11 protein-coding genes and 1 pseudogene are annotated in these 17221 nt (G+C 38.5%); 3 read left to right on the plus strand and 9 right to left on the minus strand.

What is annotated here, in order from left to right; translation table 11 throughout:
* The first annotated feature begins 25 nt into the window (after nt 1-25).
* Nucleotides 26-1009 (plus strand): endonuclease/exonuclease/phosphatase family protein, encoded by a 984-nt coding sequence (locus IJ00_RS10215; protein ID WP_238178490.1) that lies wholly within the window; start codon nt 26-28, stop codon nt 1007-1009.
* A 47-nt stretch (nt 1010-1056) separates the two neighbouring features.
* Here IJ00_RS10215 and IJ00_RS29650 read toward each other — a convergent pair.
* Nucleotides 1057-1212: pseudogene (locus IJ00_RS29650) on the minus strand (IS4 family transposase); the annotation flags it as partial.
* Nucleotides 1213-1732: 520 nt separating this feature from the next.
* Here IJ00_RS29650 and IJ00_RS10220 point away from each other — a divergent pair.
* Nucleotides 1733-1978: a hypothetical protein gene (locus tag IJ00_RS10220; RefSeq protein ID WP_046814788.1), complete on the plus strand. Its 246-nt coding sequence runs from the start codon at nt 1733-1735 to the stop codon at nt 1976-1978.
* Nucleotides 1979-2168: 190 nt separating this feature from the next.
* Here the strand turns inward: IJ00_RS10220 and IJ00_RS10225 are convergent, their stop codons facing one another.
* Nucleotides 2169-2696 (minus strand): orange carotenoid protein N-terminal domain-containing protein, encoded by a 528-nt coding sequence (locus IJ00_RS10225; RefSeq protein WP_035152692.1) that lies wholly within the window; start codon nt 2694-2696, stop codon nt 2169-2171.
* Between the two features lie 549 nt (nt 2697-3245).
* Between IJ00_RS10225 and IJ00_RS10235 the strand changes: the two genes are divergently transcribed.
* Nucleotides 3246-3557, plus strand: a complete 312-nt coding sequence (locus tag IJ00_RS10235; RefSeq protein WP_046814789.1) for a hypothetical protein — start codon at nt 3246-3248, stop codon at nt 3555-3557.
* Between the two features lie 156 nt (nt 3558-3713).
* Here IJ00_RS10235 and IJ00_RS10240 read toward each other — a convergent pair whose 3' ends face one another.
* From IJ00_RS10240 to IJ00_RS10270, 7 genes are all read right to left on the minus strand, one after another.
* Nucleotides 3714-4754 carry a methyltransferase gene (locus IJ00_RS10240; protein WP_035152698.1) on the minus strand — a complete coding sequence of 347 codons (1041 nt, stop codon included), beginning with the start codon at nt 4752-4754 and terminating at the stop codon, nt 3714-3716.
* A 14-nt stretch (nt 4755-4768) separates the two neighbouring features.
* Entirely contained in the window at nt 4769-5641 is an 873-nt protein-coding gene (locus IJ00_RS10245; protein ID WP_035152701.1) for an SDR family oxidoreductase, read from the minus strand.
* Nucleotides 5642-5674: 33 nt separating this feature from the next.
* Nucleotides 5675-7036 carry an MATE family efflux transporter gene (locus IJ00_RS10250; protein WP_035152704.1) on the minus strand — a complete coding sequence of 454 codons (1362 nt, stop codon included), beginning with the start codon at nt 7034-7036 and terminating at the stop codon, nt 5675-5677.
* A 109-nt stretch (nt 7037-7145) separates the two neighbouring features.
* On the minus strand, nt 7146-8519 hold the full coding sequence (locus tag IJ00_RS10255) for a cytochrome P450 (protein ID WP_035152706.1): 1374 nt from the start codon (nt 8517-8519) through the stop codon (nt 7146-7148).
* Nucleotides 8520-8531: 12 nt separating this feature from the next.
* On the minus strand, nt 8532-9905 hold the full coding sequence (locus tag IJ00_RS10260; RefSeq protein ID WP_035152708.1) for a cytochrome P450: 1374 nt from the start codon (nt 9903-9905) through the stop codon (nt 8532-8534).
* Between the two features lie 41 nt (nt 9906-9946).
* Nucleotides 9947-14041: an amino acid adenylation domain-containing protein gene (locus IJ00_RS10265; protein WP_035152711.1), complete on the minus strand. Its 4095-nt coding sequence runs from the start codon at nt 14039-14041 to the stop codon at nt 9947-9949.
* Between the two features lie 49 nt (nt 14042-14090).
* Nucleotides 14091-17195 carry a type I polyketide synthase gene (locus IJ00_RS10270; RefSeq protein ID WP_035152713.1) on the minus strand — a complete coding sequence of 1035 codons (3105 nt, stop codon included), beginning with the start codon at nt 17193-17195 and terminating at the stop codon, nt 14091-14093.
* Between the last annotated feature and the right edge of the window lie 26 nt (nt 17196-17221).

Below are 17221 nucleotides of genomic sequence, written 5' to 3' on the forward strand. Positions count from 1 at the left end.
CGAAAAATCATAAACAATGTTAAACATGATTCAAAAAGTTACTTTGATATTGGCAACAACTACAATATTATCTTTAGGCTTATTCTCCTTAGCATCATATCAAGCTTGGAGTTGGCCTTTAGAGCTAATAGCACATTTCCGTTACCAGTATTTTATTTTATCTTTGATAACTAGCTGTATTTTATTTTTACTGTGTAAAAAAAGATATCTCCAAAATCGGATGATATTAATAATTGCTTTATTGATTTTTGGTTTAAATGCAATTGATATTATTCCCTGGTATTTACCTCATTCACAAAAAAACAATGTCAACACGGTTGAAAAGATAAGAGTTTTATCTTTTAATATTAATCCTCAGAATACCCACCTGCAAAAAATTACTAATTTTGTCAAAAATGCCCAGCCTGATGTAGCTTTACTTATTGAAGTTAGTCAAGATATAGGTAATAGCTTAAATTCTCAACTAAAAAAATCTCTGCCTTATTATTTTAGAAGTACTGGTGGTGGCTTAGTGATTTTAAGTCGCTTACCAATTAAAGATATCAAGGGAGATAATTTTTCTGGTCAAGGAAACCATAATCTAATTGCAACTTTAGACGTTAATGGGCAAGATGTTAAGTTTATCGGAACCCATCCTTTAGTACCAATTAAACGCAGTACTTTTGACAGGCGGAATCTTCAGCTAAATGCTTTAAGTAATTATATTTCAACATTGAATCAGCCATTAATTGTAGCCGGTGATTTTAATTTAACACCTTGGTCACCCTATTATCGGCAATTTATTCGTAGAACTAAATTACATAATACTAGTCTAGGGTTTGGTCTATTACCAAGTTGGCCGCGAGCAACAACTTACAATAAATTTACACAATGGATAACTCCTCTCTTAAATATTCCTATAGACCATTGTTTTGTTAATCAATATTTACAAGTAGCTAATATATATACAGGAAACAATTACAATTCTGACCATGCACCAATAGTTGTAGATTTGGTATTACGTTCATGAACAAATATACCCAATGTTTCGTGAGTTGCCATTGGTTTTACTAGCTAATGAAACAATTAGCTCTTCACCCTAGCTCCTAATCTGTGCCCAGCTTGCGTAATTGCTGATTTACAGGGTAATCGCTACTATTTACCAACTTTTACCCATACCTGCGATAATCCATCAACTACATTTTTGAGTACACCTGCGCTCGAATCTCTCGACTGGAAGAGGCAGGGGGAAAGGGAGCAGGAAGCCTGGGGTATAAGCCTCGTCCACTTCGACATAGTCAGAGCAATGTACTTGTGTCTTAGAAATCGTTCTTGAGGGATAATCGATAAAATTGTTATACCAATTTGAAACAACAATACAACACATAGACAAAACTTCTCCCCATAGACGCAGAGCGGCTTCTCGCAGAGTACCCTTCTCGAAATCGGCGAGGGTTAAGGAGGGTGGGGTATCTGTCGTAAACATTTTTTTAATCGGTATTAGATGAAAATATTTTTAATATACTTCTTTAGGTCATTATTAATCACAAAATAATTCACTAAATTAAAAAAATGCTAATACCAATTCTGTATAAGGTTGTGCTTTATTCCCCATAGAAACATAGACGCGGTAGACTTTGCCAAGTGCGGCTTCTCGTAGAGTAGTCTACCAACCTAGGCTTAAAATTTAGCGCATCATCACAAAGAAACAGTATAAGCAATCCTAAAACTATAATCTCAGGAGATTTTAATCATGTTGTTACAGGATAAGCAAAATGGTAATTTAGTGGAAATACTGGATATTAAGCAATTATTCGATCCAACAAAAAACATTCTTAAGGGTCAATATCAAGCAGGAGAAGAGGAACAAGACCCAGAAGAATTTGAAAAACAAAGCTTAATTTTCCCATCAGGTGAAGAATTGCCTCGTTGTTGGTTAGATGCCAATTACAATCAACCAGTAGGATCTGATTCTTGCAGTCAAACTTCTTCCACATGAGGGTAGGGGGCACAGCAGTGCTTTGCCCCTTACAATATCTGTAATCAACCGAGTTTGATATTACCCCTTTAACCCCTCCCAAAGCCAATTTTATCAAGGCTTTTTAAGCCATGAATAATACACAATTACTCGTTAAGAAATACTTTTTTTAGGGTTTGTCACCTCAGATGGGAGTAAGAGAGCAATTCACCTAAAGGCTGGAAGTTTTACCAGTTTCAGCTTGAGTAGGAATTGGCTTCACATCTGTATATCCCATATTTATAGCCATTTCCCGCAATATAAATATTTGCTCTTCAAAGCTGAAATTTTCAACTTGAGAAACTATTTTATTTACTGTTGCTGTTGCTGCATCACCAGGTATATCTACCACCAAATTTCCCATTTCTTCAGCCCAGGTAAACCAAACTAAAAGCTGGTTATTGGCTGTTAAAGCACCATAAGCACGGGAATAATCTGTGTCTTGACGGTTGGCTATATCTCGCATAATTTGTAGCTGTTCGTCATCAGATAAGTCTAGAAAATCTTCCAATAGGATTGGAGCTAAATTTGGGTTTGCAGCACTTGGAGCAGCAGGTGTGACGGAATCTCCCATCTTTGTGTAAATAAAATAAAGAGCAGCTAGTCGATCGTCTACATTGAGATTTTCAAAATCACTAATAGCTTTGAGTACAGATTCTGAAACATTCTGGGTGCTATTTGTGTTGAACTGAGATGACATATTTTATTCCTAAAATGGTTGCAATGATAATCAAACAAACTTACTTTAGGTATATCAATATTCAATAAATAAAGTCACCTTTCTTCGGAGATATTAATAGCATAATAAGATTGTTTGCAAACTATTTCTCAAGATAGGCTCGACAATCTATCTGATGGGGTTTTTACTTGTATCAATATCTCAGATAAGTTTGTAGACGTACAGCAAAACAATAATTTTATAGGACTATCTGAAAGATTTTTGAGATGTAATACCGATGCAAAAAATGTTTACGACAGATACCCCACCCGCCCTATCGGGCACCCGTACTCTGCGAGAAGCCGCTCCGCGTCTATGGGGAGGGATTTTGTCCATGTGTCGTATTGTTTTTTCAAATTGGTATAAAGTAGCTCATAAGGTTGCAAGTTTTCAAAGATTAGTAAGTGGGCACTGCCTGCAAAAATCTTGATACTACAACTACTTAATCTTGTAAACACAAGTGTAAGCTATGCTAACAAAAATCGAATAGGAATCCTATAGTTAGTTCACTAATTTCAACTAGAGGGTTAAATGTCACAATCTACAACCGACTTAAACAATTCTCGACCTTACGACTCTCAACAAGTAGCTGAAGCAATAGAGAAAGGCGAAGTCAAAGCACCAAAAGTAGATGTTAATGCAGATTATGAAGAAGCATTAAAAGAATTTAGCGTCAGTGAAATTGATCGTACCGAGGAAGGAGCAAAAGCCGCAGAAGCCGCAACTGCTCCCAAATTTGAAGTGAGACAGCCACAAGAAACACGCTCCGAGGCTGTATCAACTGGAGATCCAAGTGATTTTCTAGAGATGGCGAAAGAAATAAACCCTCCCCCCGAAGCATAAAGTATTATATTCAGCCGTAGTGAAGACTAAATTCTTGGCGTTGCTGAATAGGGGATGAAAATTAATGTTTTCAAAATCAAAATTTGAGATTTCTTGCGCCCCTACGCCTTTGGGTGCAACAAAATTCAGACTGCAATCAGCAACGCCAGATTTACTTTATGAATGTTCTCTAACTGCCTCAATAATGCTTACCTCCGATTCAGTTGGGATAATTCTAGTTATTCTGAACCCTGCGGCTTGAAAGAGTGTGTGAAATTCTTCTTCAGTACGGATGCGTCCGCCTGGACACATGACTAACATATTTACGTCTATAAACTTACTGCCGTAAAATTCGTTTCCTGGAGGAATGACAAAGTCTATTACCAATAATCGGCTTTGTGGTTTCATGGCTTGATGACAGCGTTGGAGAATAGTGAGCGATCGCTCATCGTCCCAGTCTTGGATAATATGCTTGAGAATATACGCATCTGCTGCTGTGGGAATCTCCTCAAAGAAGCTCCCGCCGATAAATTCGCAGCGATTCCTCAAAGCTAAATCCCAGGAATTTTTAGCCCGCTCAACTACATCTGGACGGTCAAATAGTATCCCTGTCATACTGGGGTAGGCTTGGAGAATTGTCGCTAGGGAAAGACCTTTGCCACCACCAATATCAGCTAACTTATCAATAGAGGAAAAATCATAAGCCTCTAATACTAAAGTATTTTCCTCTTCCGACTCTGCCATTGCGCGATCGAAAATTTCACCTTGGGTAGAATCTTGGTCATTATACTCAAACAAATCCGTACCATACAAACGCTCAAAGGCACTGTCTCCAGTTTGTAAACTGTACATCAAATCGCCCCAAGCTTTGTAATAATGCTCCTCACCCCGTAAAATTGCCATAGCTCGCACTGATTCAGGGTGGTTAGTTTGCAAATTATCTGCTAATGGAGTTAACCCAAAATAACGCGGTTTAATCTCTGCAAAAATGCCCACACTAGCTAAGGCTCGGAGGATGCGATATAAGGCATCACTCTTGGTATTAGTAACAGTTGCTAAAGTGTCGCAGTGTTGAGGACTTTCACTAAGTAAATCTGCAATGCCAAGTTTAGCTACTACGTAAACACACCGCGACATCCAGTAGGCGTGTATCCATTCCATTGCTGTCATTTGAAATGGTGTATTGCTGGGTGCATAGATAGATTCTGATACAGTCATAATTAACCTCTTTACTAATTTTTTAATTCCAATTCTTGGAGTTGAATAGCATCACAAACCCTGTCTGGGAGAATCTTCGCTAACAACATGAGAAAATCTAGCATCAGTTTTTCTTTAGATACGAAATAGCGAGTTTTCGGTTTCTTTACTTCTAAGGCTGTTTGAATCACATTTGCAACTTCTTCCGGTGGTACTCCCAGGCGATTCGATTTGATTAACTGCTCTAAGGAAAACTTGTAAATATCACCGTACATAGCTCTGGCTGTAGGCGACATATTAGCTAATTTTTTGTTTAAACTTGCTTCTACTTTGTCTGGTGCTGTGGAAGCAATTGAGCCAGGTTCAATTAAAATTACTTCAATTCCCCAAGGATGCAATTCCATTCTTAAAGAATCGTTTAATGCTTCTAAGGCAAATTTAGAAGCACACAAAGCTGAAAAAAATGGTGACGAGATTTTGCCAGAAACCGAGCCAATATTAATAATCCTGCCCTTGGCTTGGCGAATCATTGGTAAAAAGGCTTGGGTAACAGCTACTTGTCCAATGACATTGACTTCAAATTGCCATCTTAGTTCATCAATGTCTAAACATTCTAATGGTCCATCGACTAATATACCGGCATTATTTACTAATCCAAATAATCCTTTTTCTCCAATAGATGATGCCACAATTTCTGCGGCAGATTTAATCTGTTCTATTTTGGTGACATCAAGAATTACTGGTGTTAAATTACCAGATGAATTTAACTTGAGCAATTCAGCATCTTTTGTTTGACGAACTCCTGCAAATACTTGATAGCCTTGTTTATCTAATAAAAGCGCAGTTGCTTTCCCAACTCCTGTAGATGCTCCTGTAATCACTACCGTACCTTTATTTTTTTGATTCATATATTTTGTATTTATTTTCTTTTAATATTTGCCCTAAGTGTGTTTCACCACCATTTTTTTAAACTCTAACCAAGTTATCAATAAAGAAATGATTACCACCAATAAATCTGTTAATAACATTCCATAATATACACCTCTTACACCTAAATATGCCGACAATACTAATACCAATGGAACGAGAAAGAAAAGAGTTTTAGCTAAAATTAGTAACCCTGCGGCTTTACCATTGCCGATAGATTGGAAAAAAGTTACACTACAATAGCCTAAAGGTAAAATTAAGAGTAATAAACTGACAATTTTAAAATTAAATAAATCATCAGCACTAAATGCTACGGATGGCAACAATATGCTGAGAAATGTAGATGGAAATAATTGTAAAGGCAGCCAAATTAATCCTAAGAATAATGTTGTACCAATGCAAAATGTGAAATAAGCCTGCTTGAGGCGGTGATAATTTTTGGCTCCGTAATTTATGCCAATTATAGGTTGTAGGGCTTGTACAAACCCTTCTACGGGAATAAATGCTAAAGCATATATTCTCAAAGTTGCCCCGGCAACTGCAATATCGTGATCAGTGCCATATTCAGCAATAGATTTATAAATTACAGACTGTTCTACTAAGCTAATAATTTCCATTAATAGGGCGGTTAATCCTACGGATAAAATTGCTGGTAGTAAATCTATTGCTAAAGTTAAATTTTTAGGATTAACCGGAATAGAACTTTTATTAGACAGAAAATAGCTAATATTTAAAAGGCTATAAACCAACATAGAAACAACTGTAGAAGAAGCAACTCCTGCAATACCCCAGTGAAAAACACTAATAAATATAGGATTTAAAATAGCGTCAAGAATAGCAAATATTCCGGCGAAAATCATGGCGAGGCGAATCTTGCCTTCGGATTTAATCAACTGACTGGAAGCAACTGCTAAAATATAAAATACTGAACCTGATGTGTAGATTCTAAAATACTCTGCACCTGCTGCGGCTACTTCGCCACTACCGCCCATAAAGGCAATTAATTTATCACTAAAAAAGTAACCTAAAAGGGTGATAAAAAAAGCAATAATCACGCTCAAAATTACTAAAGTGCCAAAAATTCTAGACTTAGTTTTGGTATCTTCTGAACCAATCGCCCGACTGAGAACTGACGCAGAACCTACTCCTACTAAATGAGCGCAACCAATCACTAGGGAAGTAAGTGGTACGGCTAAAGATATGGCGGCTAATGCTGTTTCACCAATTAGTTGTCCGGCAAATAAGGCATCTAAGAAGCTATTAAAGCCAAGCAATAACATTCCTAAAATGCCAGGAATGGTAAATTTTATCATCAATGTAATTAGATTACCATTGAGTATTTCATGGGTAACTGGTGATTGTGTTTCTGTTGTCATAATTAGCCCCAAATTGGTCAATAATTAGGTAAGACTTGCTTTTTTCTGCTTACAAAAACCTCATATATTTGGAATCTGTATAATTGCATAAAATAAATGCTTAATTTAACTAAAAATGCACAGCTTCTTGTGGTGATTGTTGATGTTGCTGAATGTTGGATAATACCATCTGTAATTTACTGGCTGGGGGATAGTTTGCACCTTGGGTTTGGGGTTTTTCTCGTTGTGTATGGGTTAGGGATAATTGATAACGAGAAATGATTTTTGCTAATACTAGTTTCATTTCAAACATAGCTAAAGCTTCCCCAGGACAACGCCTAGCACCGCCACCAAAAGGCATAAATTCGTAGGGAGAGTATTGTTTTTCTAGAAAACGTTCTGGTCGAAATTGCTGTGGTTGTGGATATAATTCTGGGTTTTGATGTGTTAAATATATACAGCCGATGATGATTGTTTCTGGACTCAAGTTATAGCCCATGAAATTAGTTGCTGATTCTACTATCCTGGGAAATGTGACGAATTGAGTGGGATAAATCCGCAAGATTTCATTACAGACAGCATTGAGATAAGGGAGTTCAACAATGCTCATGGGGTTGGGAGATTCACCCAAGTTATTGATTTCTTGGCGCAATTTTTCGCGGACTTGTGGCTCACGATGAAGCCAGTATAATGCCCAAGTGATGGCTGTTGCGGAAGCATCTCGACCACCGAATAATAATGAAGGAAATAAATCGCGTATTTCTTCATTTGTTAATAATTCGCCTGTTTCGTTACGGGCAAATATTAACTCGGAGAGAACATCATTAGCATCGGGGTTTGGTTGCTGACGGCGATCGCTAATTTCCGCGTAAATCAGTTTGTCAAATTGTCGCCACAGATAACGAAAGTAACCCCAAGGACTCCACCGCCCTAAGTCTTGTTGTAAAAAGGGGAAGGATAGGGGGATTTCGACAAAGGGCGATCGCGCATAGTTCATGAGATTATTTAGCAGGTGTTTAAGTTGCTCGTAGCGATCGCCTGTATATAAGCCAAATAAAGTATTTAAAATTACCTCTAGAGTAATCTTTTGCATGGTGGGATAGGCTAAAAAAGATTTGCCAAGGGGTAGCTGATTCATGACTTTTTCGGTGACATCACAAATTTGCTGTCCGTAGGCTCTTATCTTGTTACCGTGCAAAGGAGACATCAGTAGTTTGCGTCTGGATCTATGGCGTATACCATCGAGCAGAAGTAGTCCGTTTTGTCCCACCAATGGGGCTGATTCGGCGTTCAACTCTCCAGAGGCGATGATTTCCGTTGTATTGGTGAAAACCTGCTTCATCCCCTGGGGATTACCGACAAAGATTAAGGGTGTAGATTCAGACATAATGGTGAAAGTATCACCATAACGTTGATTCATTTGATCGAGAAAGCGCAGAGGATCGGCTGTAAATTGCATTCTCAGCCACCAAGCTGGGAGTTTTGGGCCTTGAGGAAGATTCATATTGGTATATTTTTAAACGCAGAGTGGAGCGGATGTTTCCGCAGAGGGGCGCGGGGTTTTGGTAGAGATGTGCATTTTGACACCACTAGCTGGGTAGCACATTAAACCTTCAAATTTGGGTTGCTCTGGTTGTTTTTTGACTAGGGCGAGTTCATAGTTGGAGAGGATAGTTGCTAGGATTAGCTTCATTTCAAAGATGGCTAAGGCTGCACCAATACAGCTACGCGCCCCGCCACCAAAGGGGAAAAATTCGTAAGGGGTGTATTGTTTTTCGAGGAAACGTTCTGGTTGGAATTGTTGGGGATTTGGGTATAAATCTGGATGTTGATGTGTAAGATAAATACAACCCATGATGAGGGTTCCTGGGGCTAAGTCATAACCCATCAGTTCAATTGGGGATTCGACGCGGCGGGGAAATGTGAATAATTGCGCCGGATAAATACGTAGGACTTCGTTACAAACAGCACTGAGATAAGGTAGTTGGGCGATGTTCATGGGATCGGGTGAGTCGCCAAGGGTAGCCAGTTCTTGTAGCAGTTGTTCACGAACTTGAGGTTGGCGATAAACCCAATACAATAACCAAGTGATAGCGACTGCGGAAGCATCTTGCGCGGCGAATAAGGGTGAGAGTAACAAATCGCGGACTTCTTCGTCTGTCATCAGTTCACCCGTCTCATCACGGGCAAATATTAACTCGGATAGGATATCGCTGCGGGAGGTGTCTGCTTGTTGACGGCGTTCTTGAACTTCGGCGTAAAGCAGCTCAAAAATTTCTTGACGGAGGTGTAGGAGATATCCCCAAGGACTCCACTTTCCTAAATCTTTTTGCAGAAAAGGTAGAAAAGAGGTAGTTTGCATGATGGGCGATCGCATACTCTTAAGTATGGTGGGAAGTAAGTATTTGAGTTTTTCGTAACGTTCTCCCTCTTGTAAACCCAAGACAACTTTCATGCTGATTTGCAAGGTAATCTCTTCAATGGTGGGATAAGCGATGAAGGTTTTGCTGGCTAAATATTCATCCATGACTTGCTTTGTCAGGTTGCAAATTAGCTTTCCTTGGGCTTGCATTTTTACACCATGAAAAGCTGGCATCATTAATTTACGTCGATGTTTGTGGCGTAGTCCATCGAGTTGTAATATACCTTGATTTCCAGTGATTAATGCCGCTTCTGCGTTTAATTCACCAGGGGTTTTAATATCTTTTGTATTCGTAAAAATTTGTTTAATGGCTTGGGGTTCGCTCACAAATACTATGGGTGTTTCGCCAAAGTTAATGATGAAAATGTTGCCATATCTTTTGGCGATCGCATCAAGATGATTGAGGGGGTTGTTGGCTATTTTAATAATGTTTAGCCAGAGAGGAATATTTACTTCAGGTATTTTCATATTTAATTTCACGCAGAGACGCAGAGGCGCAGAGAGGATTTTTATAGTTTTTGAGTATGGAGGAGAGATGTTTTTAAGTGATTGGCTAATTCTTGGATGTAAGGTTCATTAAATATAGAAAAATGATTGCCGGGAATTTCAATCATGTTGATGGGTTGGGAAGAATATTTACCCCAACCTAATAAGGGATCATCTGTATGGAATTCGTGACTTTCAAAGTCGTGGGTAATGATTTCGCTGGCTTTGAATAATGTAATTTCTTGGGGATAAATCTGGGGAATATAATTCCGCATAGCTTGGATATGGGTTTTGAATAGCTGATAACTTTGCAGATGTTGTGTCATTTCTGTCTCACTAATTTTGAGGTTAGCTTTGCCGAATAAGAAATGAAATTGTTCATCTAGCGGTAAATCTCGCAGTTCATTATAGGAAACGGCAAATTCTATATTGAACCAGTTTTTGATAGCTTCAGCTAAACGCAGCACTAATTTAGCATCATCATCTTTATCTGGCTGGATGATAGTTTTGGGCAAGATTGCGTCAATTACTACCAGCAAATCAACTGTTTCATTTTGTCTTTGTAGTTGTTGTGCCATTTCCAAGGCAATGATACCACCGTAACACCAACCTCCTAAAAGATAAGGTCCATGAGGCTGGACTTTACGAATTTCTTTGAGGTAATAAGCTGCGGTTTCCTCTACAGAAAGAGGATTAAATTCTTGTTGATGGGGGGTTTGTTCTAGAGCATAAAATGGTTGTTCTCTACCTAGTTTTTTGGAGAGAATGAGGTAGTTGTTGACATCTCCCCCGGCTGCGTGGACACAAAAGAAAGGACGATATTCACCAGCAGATTGAATGGCGACTAAAGGAGAATTTGCGCCTAAGCTTGCTGGTTGACTGACAATTTTGGCGAGTTTTTCAATTGTGGGATTTTCAAAGAGGGTAGATAGGCTGAGGTTATGTCCAAATAGCTCATAAATTTGGGCAATTAAGCGCACAGCTAAAAATGAATGTCCTCCTAGTTCAAAAAAGTTATCTGTAATTCCAATGGGACTAGTATTGAGCAACTGTTCCCAAATTTTGACTAGGGCTAATTCTGTAAAAGTTTTAGCTGCAACGAAAGATTTATTAACTATTGTGGGAATTACATCATAAGATAGGAGTGCTTGCTTGTCTACTTTGCCATTAGGTGTTAGGGGAATTTCATCCAATAAGATAAAAGCTGATGGTAGCATGAAACTTGGTAGTTTCTGCTGTAAATATGCTTGTAGTGGCGGGATAATATCTTTTTGTAGTGTAGCTACATAAGCAATTAAATATTTATCGCCTTGAGCATCATCATGAGGGATAACAACAGCATTTTGTACAGACGGATATTGAGCGATCCCAGTGGCAATTTCGCCTAATTCTATGCGAAAACCCCGAATTTTAATTTGGTCATCATTACGACCGAGATATTCTAATTGACCGTTATTTTGATAGCATACTAAGTCACCAGTTTTGAAAAGTTTAGTTCCTGGTAAAAATGGGTTATCAATAAATCTCTCTCGTGTCAGCTCTGGACGATGCAAATAACTTTTAGCTAGTCCATCGCCACCAATATATAATTCTCCAACTACGCCAATGGGAACAAGTTGTAAATAGCTATCTAAAACATAAGCTTGTGTATTATCTATCGGGTAACCGATAGGAACGGTGGAATGTATTTCACTCAATAAACTGGTGTCGAAATAAGTGACATTTGCAGATACTTCTGAAGAACCATAAAGGTTAATTAATTTGGCATTTGGTAATAATTGGTGAAAAGTTTTGACTAAATCAACAGTTAATGCTTCTCCACTTGTAATCCAAAGTTGGAGGTGAGATAAATTTTGTGTGAGATGTGGGTAATTATTTAGGAGTAGGCGCAAGAATGAAGGGACAAGTATCAGGCGCGAAACTTGGTAGTTAGTGAGAGTTTCGAGGAAAAGTTGCGGGTCTTTGGCGATCGCATCAGGGATAATCATAGTGGGAACACCTTGCAATAAGGGTGCAAAAATTTCCCAGACTGAATCGACAAAACTAATCGCTGTTTTCTGGCAACAAATTTCCCCAGTTGCGAAAGGATAGGTTTTCCATAGCCAGTGTAAACCGTTGACTGTACCACAATGCGTTCCTAGCACACCTTTAGGCGTTCCCGTTGAACCGGAGGTGTAAATTACATAAGCCAGGTTATTTGCTTCAGATATGCTGCGGGGGTTTTCTGGACTTTCTTGTTGAATATTATCCCAGTCTGTATCTAATGCGATTGCTTTTACTTCTCCCCAGCAATTCTTTAATGATGTGTGACTAATCATCAACGCCGCTTGAGAATCAGCCAACATAAACTGAAGGCGTTCTACTGGATAATTAGGGTCTAGGGGTAAATAAGCACCGCCAGCTTTTAAAATCGCTAAAATCGCTACTATCATATCTACAGAGCGTTCTAGACATATAGCCACCAAAGTTTCGGTTGTGACTCCTAATTTGATTAAATAATGAGCAAGCTGATTTACTTTTTGGTTGAGTTGTTGATAAGTTAGCTGTTCTGACTGACTAATTAATGCTAAAGCATCGGGAAAATGCTCAACTTGCTGCTCAAATAATTGATGTAAAGTTGCGTGATGTGGATAATCAGCTTGAGTATAATTCCACTCTAATAATTGCTTTTTCTCTGGAGTTGTCAGTAATGGTAATGCGGAAATGCTTTGATGAGGATTGATGATAATACTTATGAGTAAATTTTGGAAATTATCAATCAATCTTTGAATTGTCACTGCATCAAATAAATCTGTATTGTATTCCCAAAATCCAGTTAATCCTTGTTCTGATTCTGAGATTGACACAGTAATATCAAATTCTGATGTACCGTGATCAATTTCTAAATTACGTATAGTTAACCCAGCCACTTCTTCCACAGGCGTGGGTGCATTTTGGAGAATAAACATTACCTGAAACAAAGGATTCCGGCTTAAATCTCGCTCAGGTTGCAATTCTTCAACTAACTTTTCAAAAGGTAAATCTTGATGTGCATAAGCACTGAGAGTTACGTCTTTTACTCTTGTTAAAAGTTCTCGGAAAGTAGGATTACCGCTTAAGTTATTCCGCAAAACTAAGTTATTGACAAATAAACCAAGTAACCCTTCTAATTCGGCGCGGTTACGATTAGCAATAGCAGAACCTACTAAAATATCTTCTTGGGAAGTGTAGCGATATAGTAATGTATTAAACGCCGCTAGGAGCGTCATAAATAAAGTACAGCCTGCTTGCTGGCTTAATTCGGTTAATGCTGCTGTTAATTCTCTTGATAAAGTAAAGTATTGTTTCGCACCTTGAAACGTAGCAACCGCCGGACGGGGATAATCTGTAGGTAACTGGAGTATTGGCAGTTTACCAGCTAATTGTTGCTTCCAGTAATTAAGTTGAGTGTTTAGCCGTTCTCCTTGCAGGCGATCGCGTTGCCAAATGCTAAAATCTGCATATTGAATCGGCAGTTCTGCTAAAGGAGTTCGCGTAGCGCCTCGAAGAGAGGGTTTACCTTCAGAAAAAGCCGCATATAGTGTTGCTAATTCTTGGGCGAACACACCCATAGACCAGCCATCTGTAATTATATGATGTATGGTTAAAAGTAATATATTTTCAACTTCACTCAACCGCAGTAAACTAGCTCTGACTAATGGTGCATGAGCTAAATCAAAAGGTTTTTGTGCCTCTTTAATAGCAATTTGTTTAACTTCTATTTCCCAGTCTTGATTTGCTAAATTCTCAATATTAATAATAGATAGCTCCCAAGTTAATTGAGGTGAAACTATCTGTATTGGCTGTTCGTCTGCTGATACAAAGCTTGTTCGCCATGCTTCGTGTCGTCTGAGAATTTCGTTGAGGCTGTGCTGAAGTGCTGATACATTCAATAAGCCAGTTAAGTGCAAAGCACTGGTGACATGATAGAAAGAACTACCGTGATAAAGTTGGTCAATAAACCATAGTCTTTGTTGTGAAAAAGATAATGGTATCGGTTGAAAGTTTTGGCGTTTGGGAATGGCTTCGGTTTTAAATTTACCGTTTTTCCATTTTTCTAATAGGGCTTTTTTGGCTGGGGATAGGGTGGAGTTGTCCATAATTTTTATTTAGAACACAGAGGAGCGCAGAGGTTAACGCGGAGAGTGGTTAAGTTTTGAGGATAAGTTGAACTTCTTCTTCAGATAATTCGGTGAGTTTTTCTAGAAGCAATTCTTCAATTATTTCTGCTTGCTTGGCAATAGTTAAGGCTTGTAATAACAGTTCGCGGAGTGGTAATTCTATAGGGAATTTTGCCTGTAGACGAGAAGCAAGTTGAGTAGCAATTAAAGAATCTCCACCCAATTCAAAGAAGTTATCATAAATGCCAACTTGTTGAATTCCTAAAACTTCTTGCCAGACTTTGACAATTTGTTCTTCTAATTCGTTGGTGGGAGCAATGTAAGAATTGCCAATATTGGGACGGGAATAAGATATATTTGATTCTTGTACTTTCGTTTCTGTTAAGTTTGCTGATTGAGAAAAAACTTGATTTTCTTCTTGTGATACTAATGATGGTATTTTTGCCTCAATCCAATAACGTTGACGCTCAAAAGGATAAGTAGGTAAGGGAACACGAGAAGGCTGTACTTGGCTATAAAATTCTGACCAATTTATGTCTATTCCTGCTAGCCATAGCTGACCTAATGTATTTAATATAACAGCAATATCTGTTTGTTGTTCTTGGGGATGGCGTAGAGAAGTTACTACTAATTGTTTAGCATCAGTTGTTAAATTCTGCCTTGTTAATGTGCTTAATGTCCGACCTGCTCCTACTTCGATAAAAACACCTTCTGATTGTTTCAATAACTCAGATATACCTTGTGAAAATCTCACACAAGAACGTAGATGTTGACTCCAATAATGGGGATTTGTAGCTTCATTAGCTTGCATCCAAGTACCAGTCAGATTAGAAATAAAAGGAATTTTTGGCGGCTGGGGGTTAGCTTTTTTTACATGTTCAGTAAACGCCGCTAAAATTGGCTCCATCATTTGCGAATGGAAGGCGTGAGATGTATGCAAAAGACGACAATTGATATTTTTAGAAGCTAAATAGTTTTGCAAAGTCTCAACAACTTCTGTCTTTCCAGAAACAACACAAGCAGATGGACTATTAATAGCCGCAAGAGAAAGTTCCTCGCCTAAGAATTGTTTTACATCTGCTTCTGCTAGCGGTACAGCCAGCATAGTTCCAGGTGGCTGTTGCTGCATCATTTTTCCTCTCGCAGCAACTAAAGCCAAAGTATCTTCTAAACAAAATACACCAGCTAAAGTAGCAGCTACATACTCACCAATACTATGACCTATCATCGCCGTGGGTAGCACACCCCAAGACATCCATAACTTGGCTAAGGCGTATTCAATGGTGAATAATGCAGGTTGAGCAAGAGATGTTTGTTGCAGTTGGGCTGAAGCTGTTTGTATTTGTTGTTCGCTAGGATATATTATTTGACGTAAATCTAACCCCAAGTGCGGTTTAAGAATATCTGCACAAATATCTACTTGTTCTTGAAAAATTGGCTCAAATTCATACAGTTCCCGCGCCATATTTACATATTGCGTTCCCTGTCCCGAAAACATAAATATAACGGGACGTTTACTCGGTTTTTGAGAGGAGGTGAAAACTCGTTGTATGTCTAAATTTGTTAATGCTTTGATTGCATCTTCAATATCACGACAAACAACCATCCGCCGATAGTCAAAAGCCTGTCGCCCAACAGAGAGAGTATAAGCAACATCCGCTAAATTCAATTCAGGATGCTGTTGTAAATGTGTAGCCAGATTAGTTGTTATTTTCTCAATTTCTTGCTCACTTTTAGCCGATAAACATAATAGTTGATAATCTCTCCCCTGCTCCCTGCCCCCTGCCCCCTGCCCTAACATAGGTGCTTCTTCCACAATCACATGAGCATTAGTTCCACCAATCCCAAAAGAACTAACTCCAGCCCGACGCGGTGTACCGTTACTTTGCCATTGGGAAAGAGTTGTATTGACATAAAAGGGACTATTAGCAAAATCTATTTGGGGATTGGGTGTTTGAAAGTGTAAATTGGCAGGTATTTGTTGATGTTTAAGGGCTTGAATAGTTTTAATTAAACCAGTCACACCCGCAGCGGTATTCAGGTGTCCAACATTAGTTTTTAGTGAAGCGATCGCACAAAAATCTTTTTTATCAGTGCTATCACGAAAAGCTTGTGTGAGAGCCTTTATTTCAATGGGGTCTCCTAATACAGTACCCGTACCATGAGTTTCAATATAAGAAATCGTTTCTGGTTCCACATCAGCTAATGCTAATGCTTCTAAAATTACTGCTGTTTGACCTTCTACACTTGGTGCTGTATAACCAACTTTTAAAGAGCCATCATTATTAATTGCTGAAGCCTTAATTATGGCATGAATATAATCGCGATCGCGCACAGCATCTTCTAATCGCTTCAGAACAACTACACCCAAACCGTTACCAAAAATAGTACCACTAGCATGAGCATCAAAGGCGCGACAGTGACCATCATTTGATAAAATTCCCCCTTGTTCATAGTAGTAACCTGCTATTTGAGGTAAATGTATAGATACACCACCAGCTAAAGCCATATCACTTTCGCCGTTGAGCAAACTTTGACAAGCGAAATGCACTGCTACTAATGATGTCGAACAAGCAGTTTGCACATTAACGCTTGGTCCTTTTAAATTTAATTTATAAGAAATTTGTGTCGGTAAATGGTCTTTATCATTCCCAATAAACATTTGAAATGATTCCACTGATTTTAATACATCCCAATGGGGATAAAATTGAGAAAATAAATTATGCAATAAGTAAGAACTTAAAGCAGCACCCGCAAAAAGACCAATTTGACCAGGATAAGTTTCAGAATTGTAGCCAGCATTTTCTAATGCTTCCCAAACACATTCTATAAATAACCGATGTTGCGGATCTATTAATTCTGCTTCTTTAGGAGTGAAACCAAAAAAATTAGCATCAAATAATTCGATATCTTCTAATACACCAAATGCTTTGATGTAATTAGGGTCATTGAGTGATTTTAGCTTGATACCGGCTGATAGCAATTCCTCATCAGTAAAGAAAGTAATTGACTCTACACCATCTCGTAAATTTTGCCAAAAAATATCAACATTCTTAGCACCGGGAAAACGCCCAGCCATGCCAATTATTGCAATTTCGTCTTTGAATTGATTAAATTCCTGCAAAATATTCATACTTTGTGCCTTTGCGCCTTTGCGCG

This window comes from Calothrix sp. 336/3, assembly GCF_000734895.2.
Lineage (GTDB): Bacteria > Cyanobacteriota > Cyanobacteriia > Cyanobacteriales > Nostocaceae > 336-3.

Excerpts from the sequence above, each read along its gene's own strand:
- IJ00_RS10265 (WP_035152711.1), bottom strand. The coding sequence starts at position 14,041 with ATGGACAACTCCACCCTATCCCCAGCCAAAAAAGCCCTATTAGAAAAA.
- IJ00_RS10270 (WP_035152713.1), bottom strand. The coding sequence starts at position 17,195 with ATGAATATTTTGCAGGAATTTAATCAATTCAAAGACGAAATTGCAATA.
- IJ00_RS10215 (WP_238178490.1), top strand. The coding sequence starts at position 26 with ATGATTCAAAAAGTTACTTTGATATTGGCAACAACTACAATATTATCT.
- IJ00_RS10235 (WP_046814789.1), top strand. The coding sequence starts at position 3,246 with ATGTCACAATCTACAACCGACTTAAACAATTCTCGACCTTACGACTCT.
- IJ00_RS10255 (WP_035152706.1), bottom strand. The coding sequence starts at position 8,519 with ATGAATCTTCCTCAAGGCCCAAAACTCCCAGCTTGGTGGCTGAGAATG.
- IJ00_RS10245 (WP_035152701.1), bottom strand. The coding sequence starts at position 5,641 with ATGAATCAAAAAAATAAAGGTACGGTAGTGATTACAGGAGCATCTACA.
- IJ00_RS10260 (WP_035152708.1), bottom strand. The coding sequence starts at position 9,905 with ATGAAAATACCTGAAGTAAATATTCCTCTCTGGCTAAACATTATTAAA.
- IJ00_RS10220 (WP_046814788.1), top strand. The coding sequence starts at position 1,733 with ATGTTGTTACAGGATAAGCAAAATGGTAATTTAGTGGAAATACTGGAT.
- IJ00_RS10225 (WP_035152692.1), bottom strand. The coding sequence starts at position 2,696 with ATGTCATCTCAGTTCAACACAAATAGCACCCAGAATGTTTCAGAATCT.
- IJ00_RS10240 (WP_035152698.1), bottom strand. The coding sequence starts at position 4,754 with ATGACTGTATCAGAATCTATCTATGCACCCAGCAATACACCATTTCAA.
- IJ00_RS10250 (WP_035152704.1), bottom strand. The coding sequence starts at position 7,036 with ATGACAACAGAAACACAATCACCAGTTACCCATGAAATACTCAATGGT.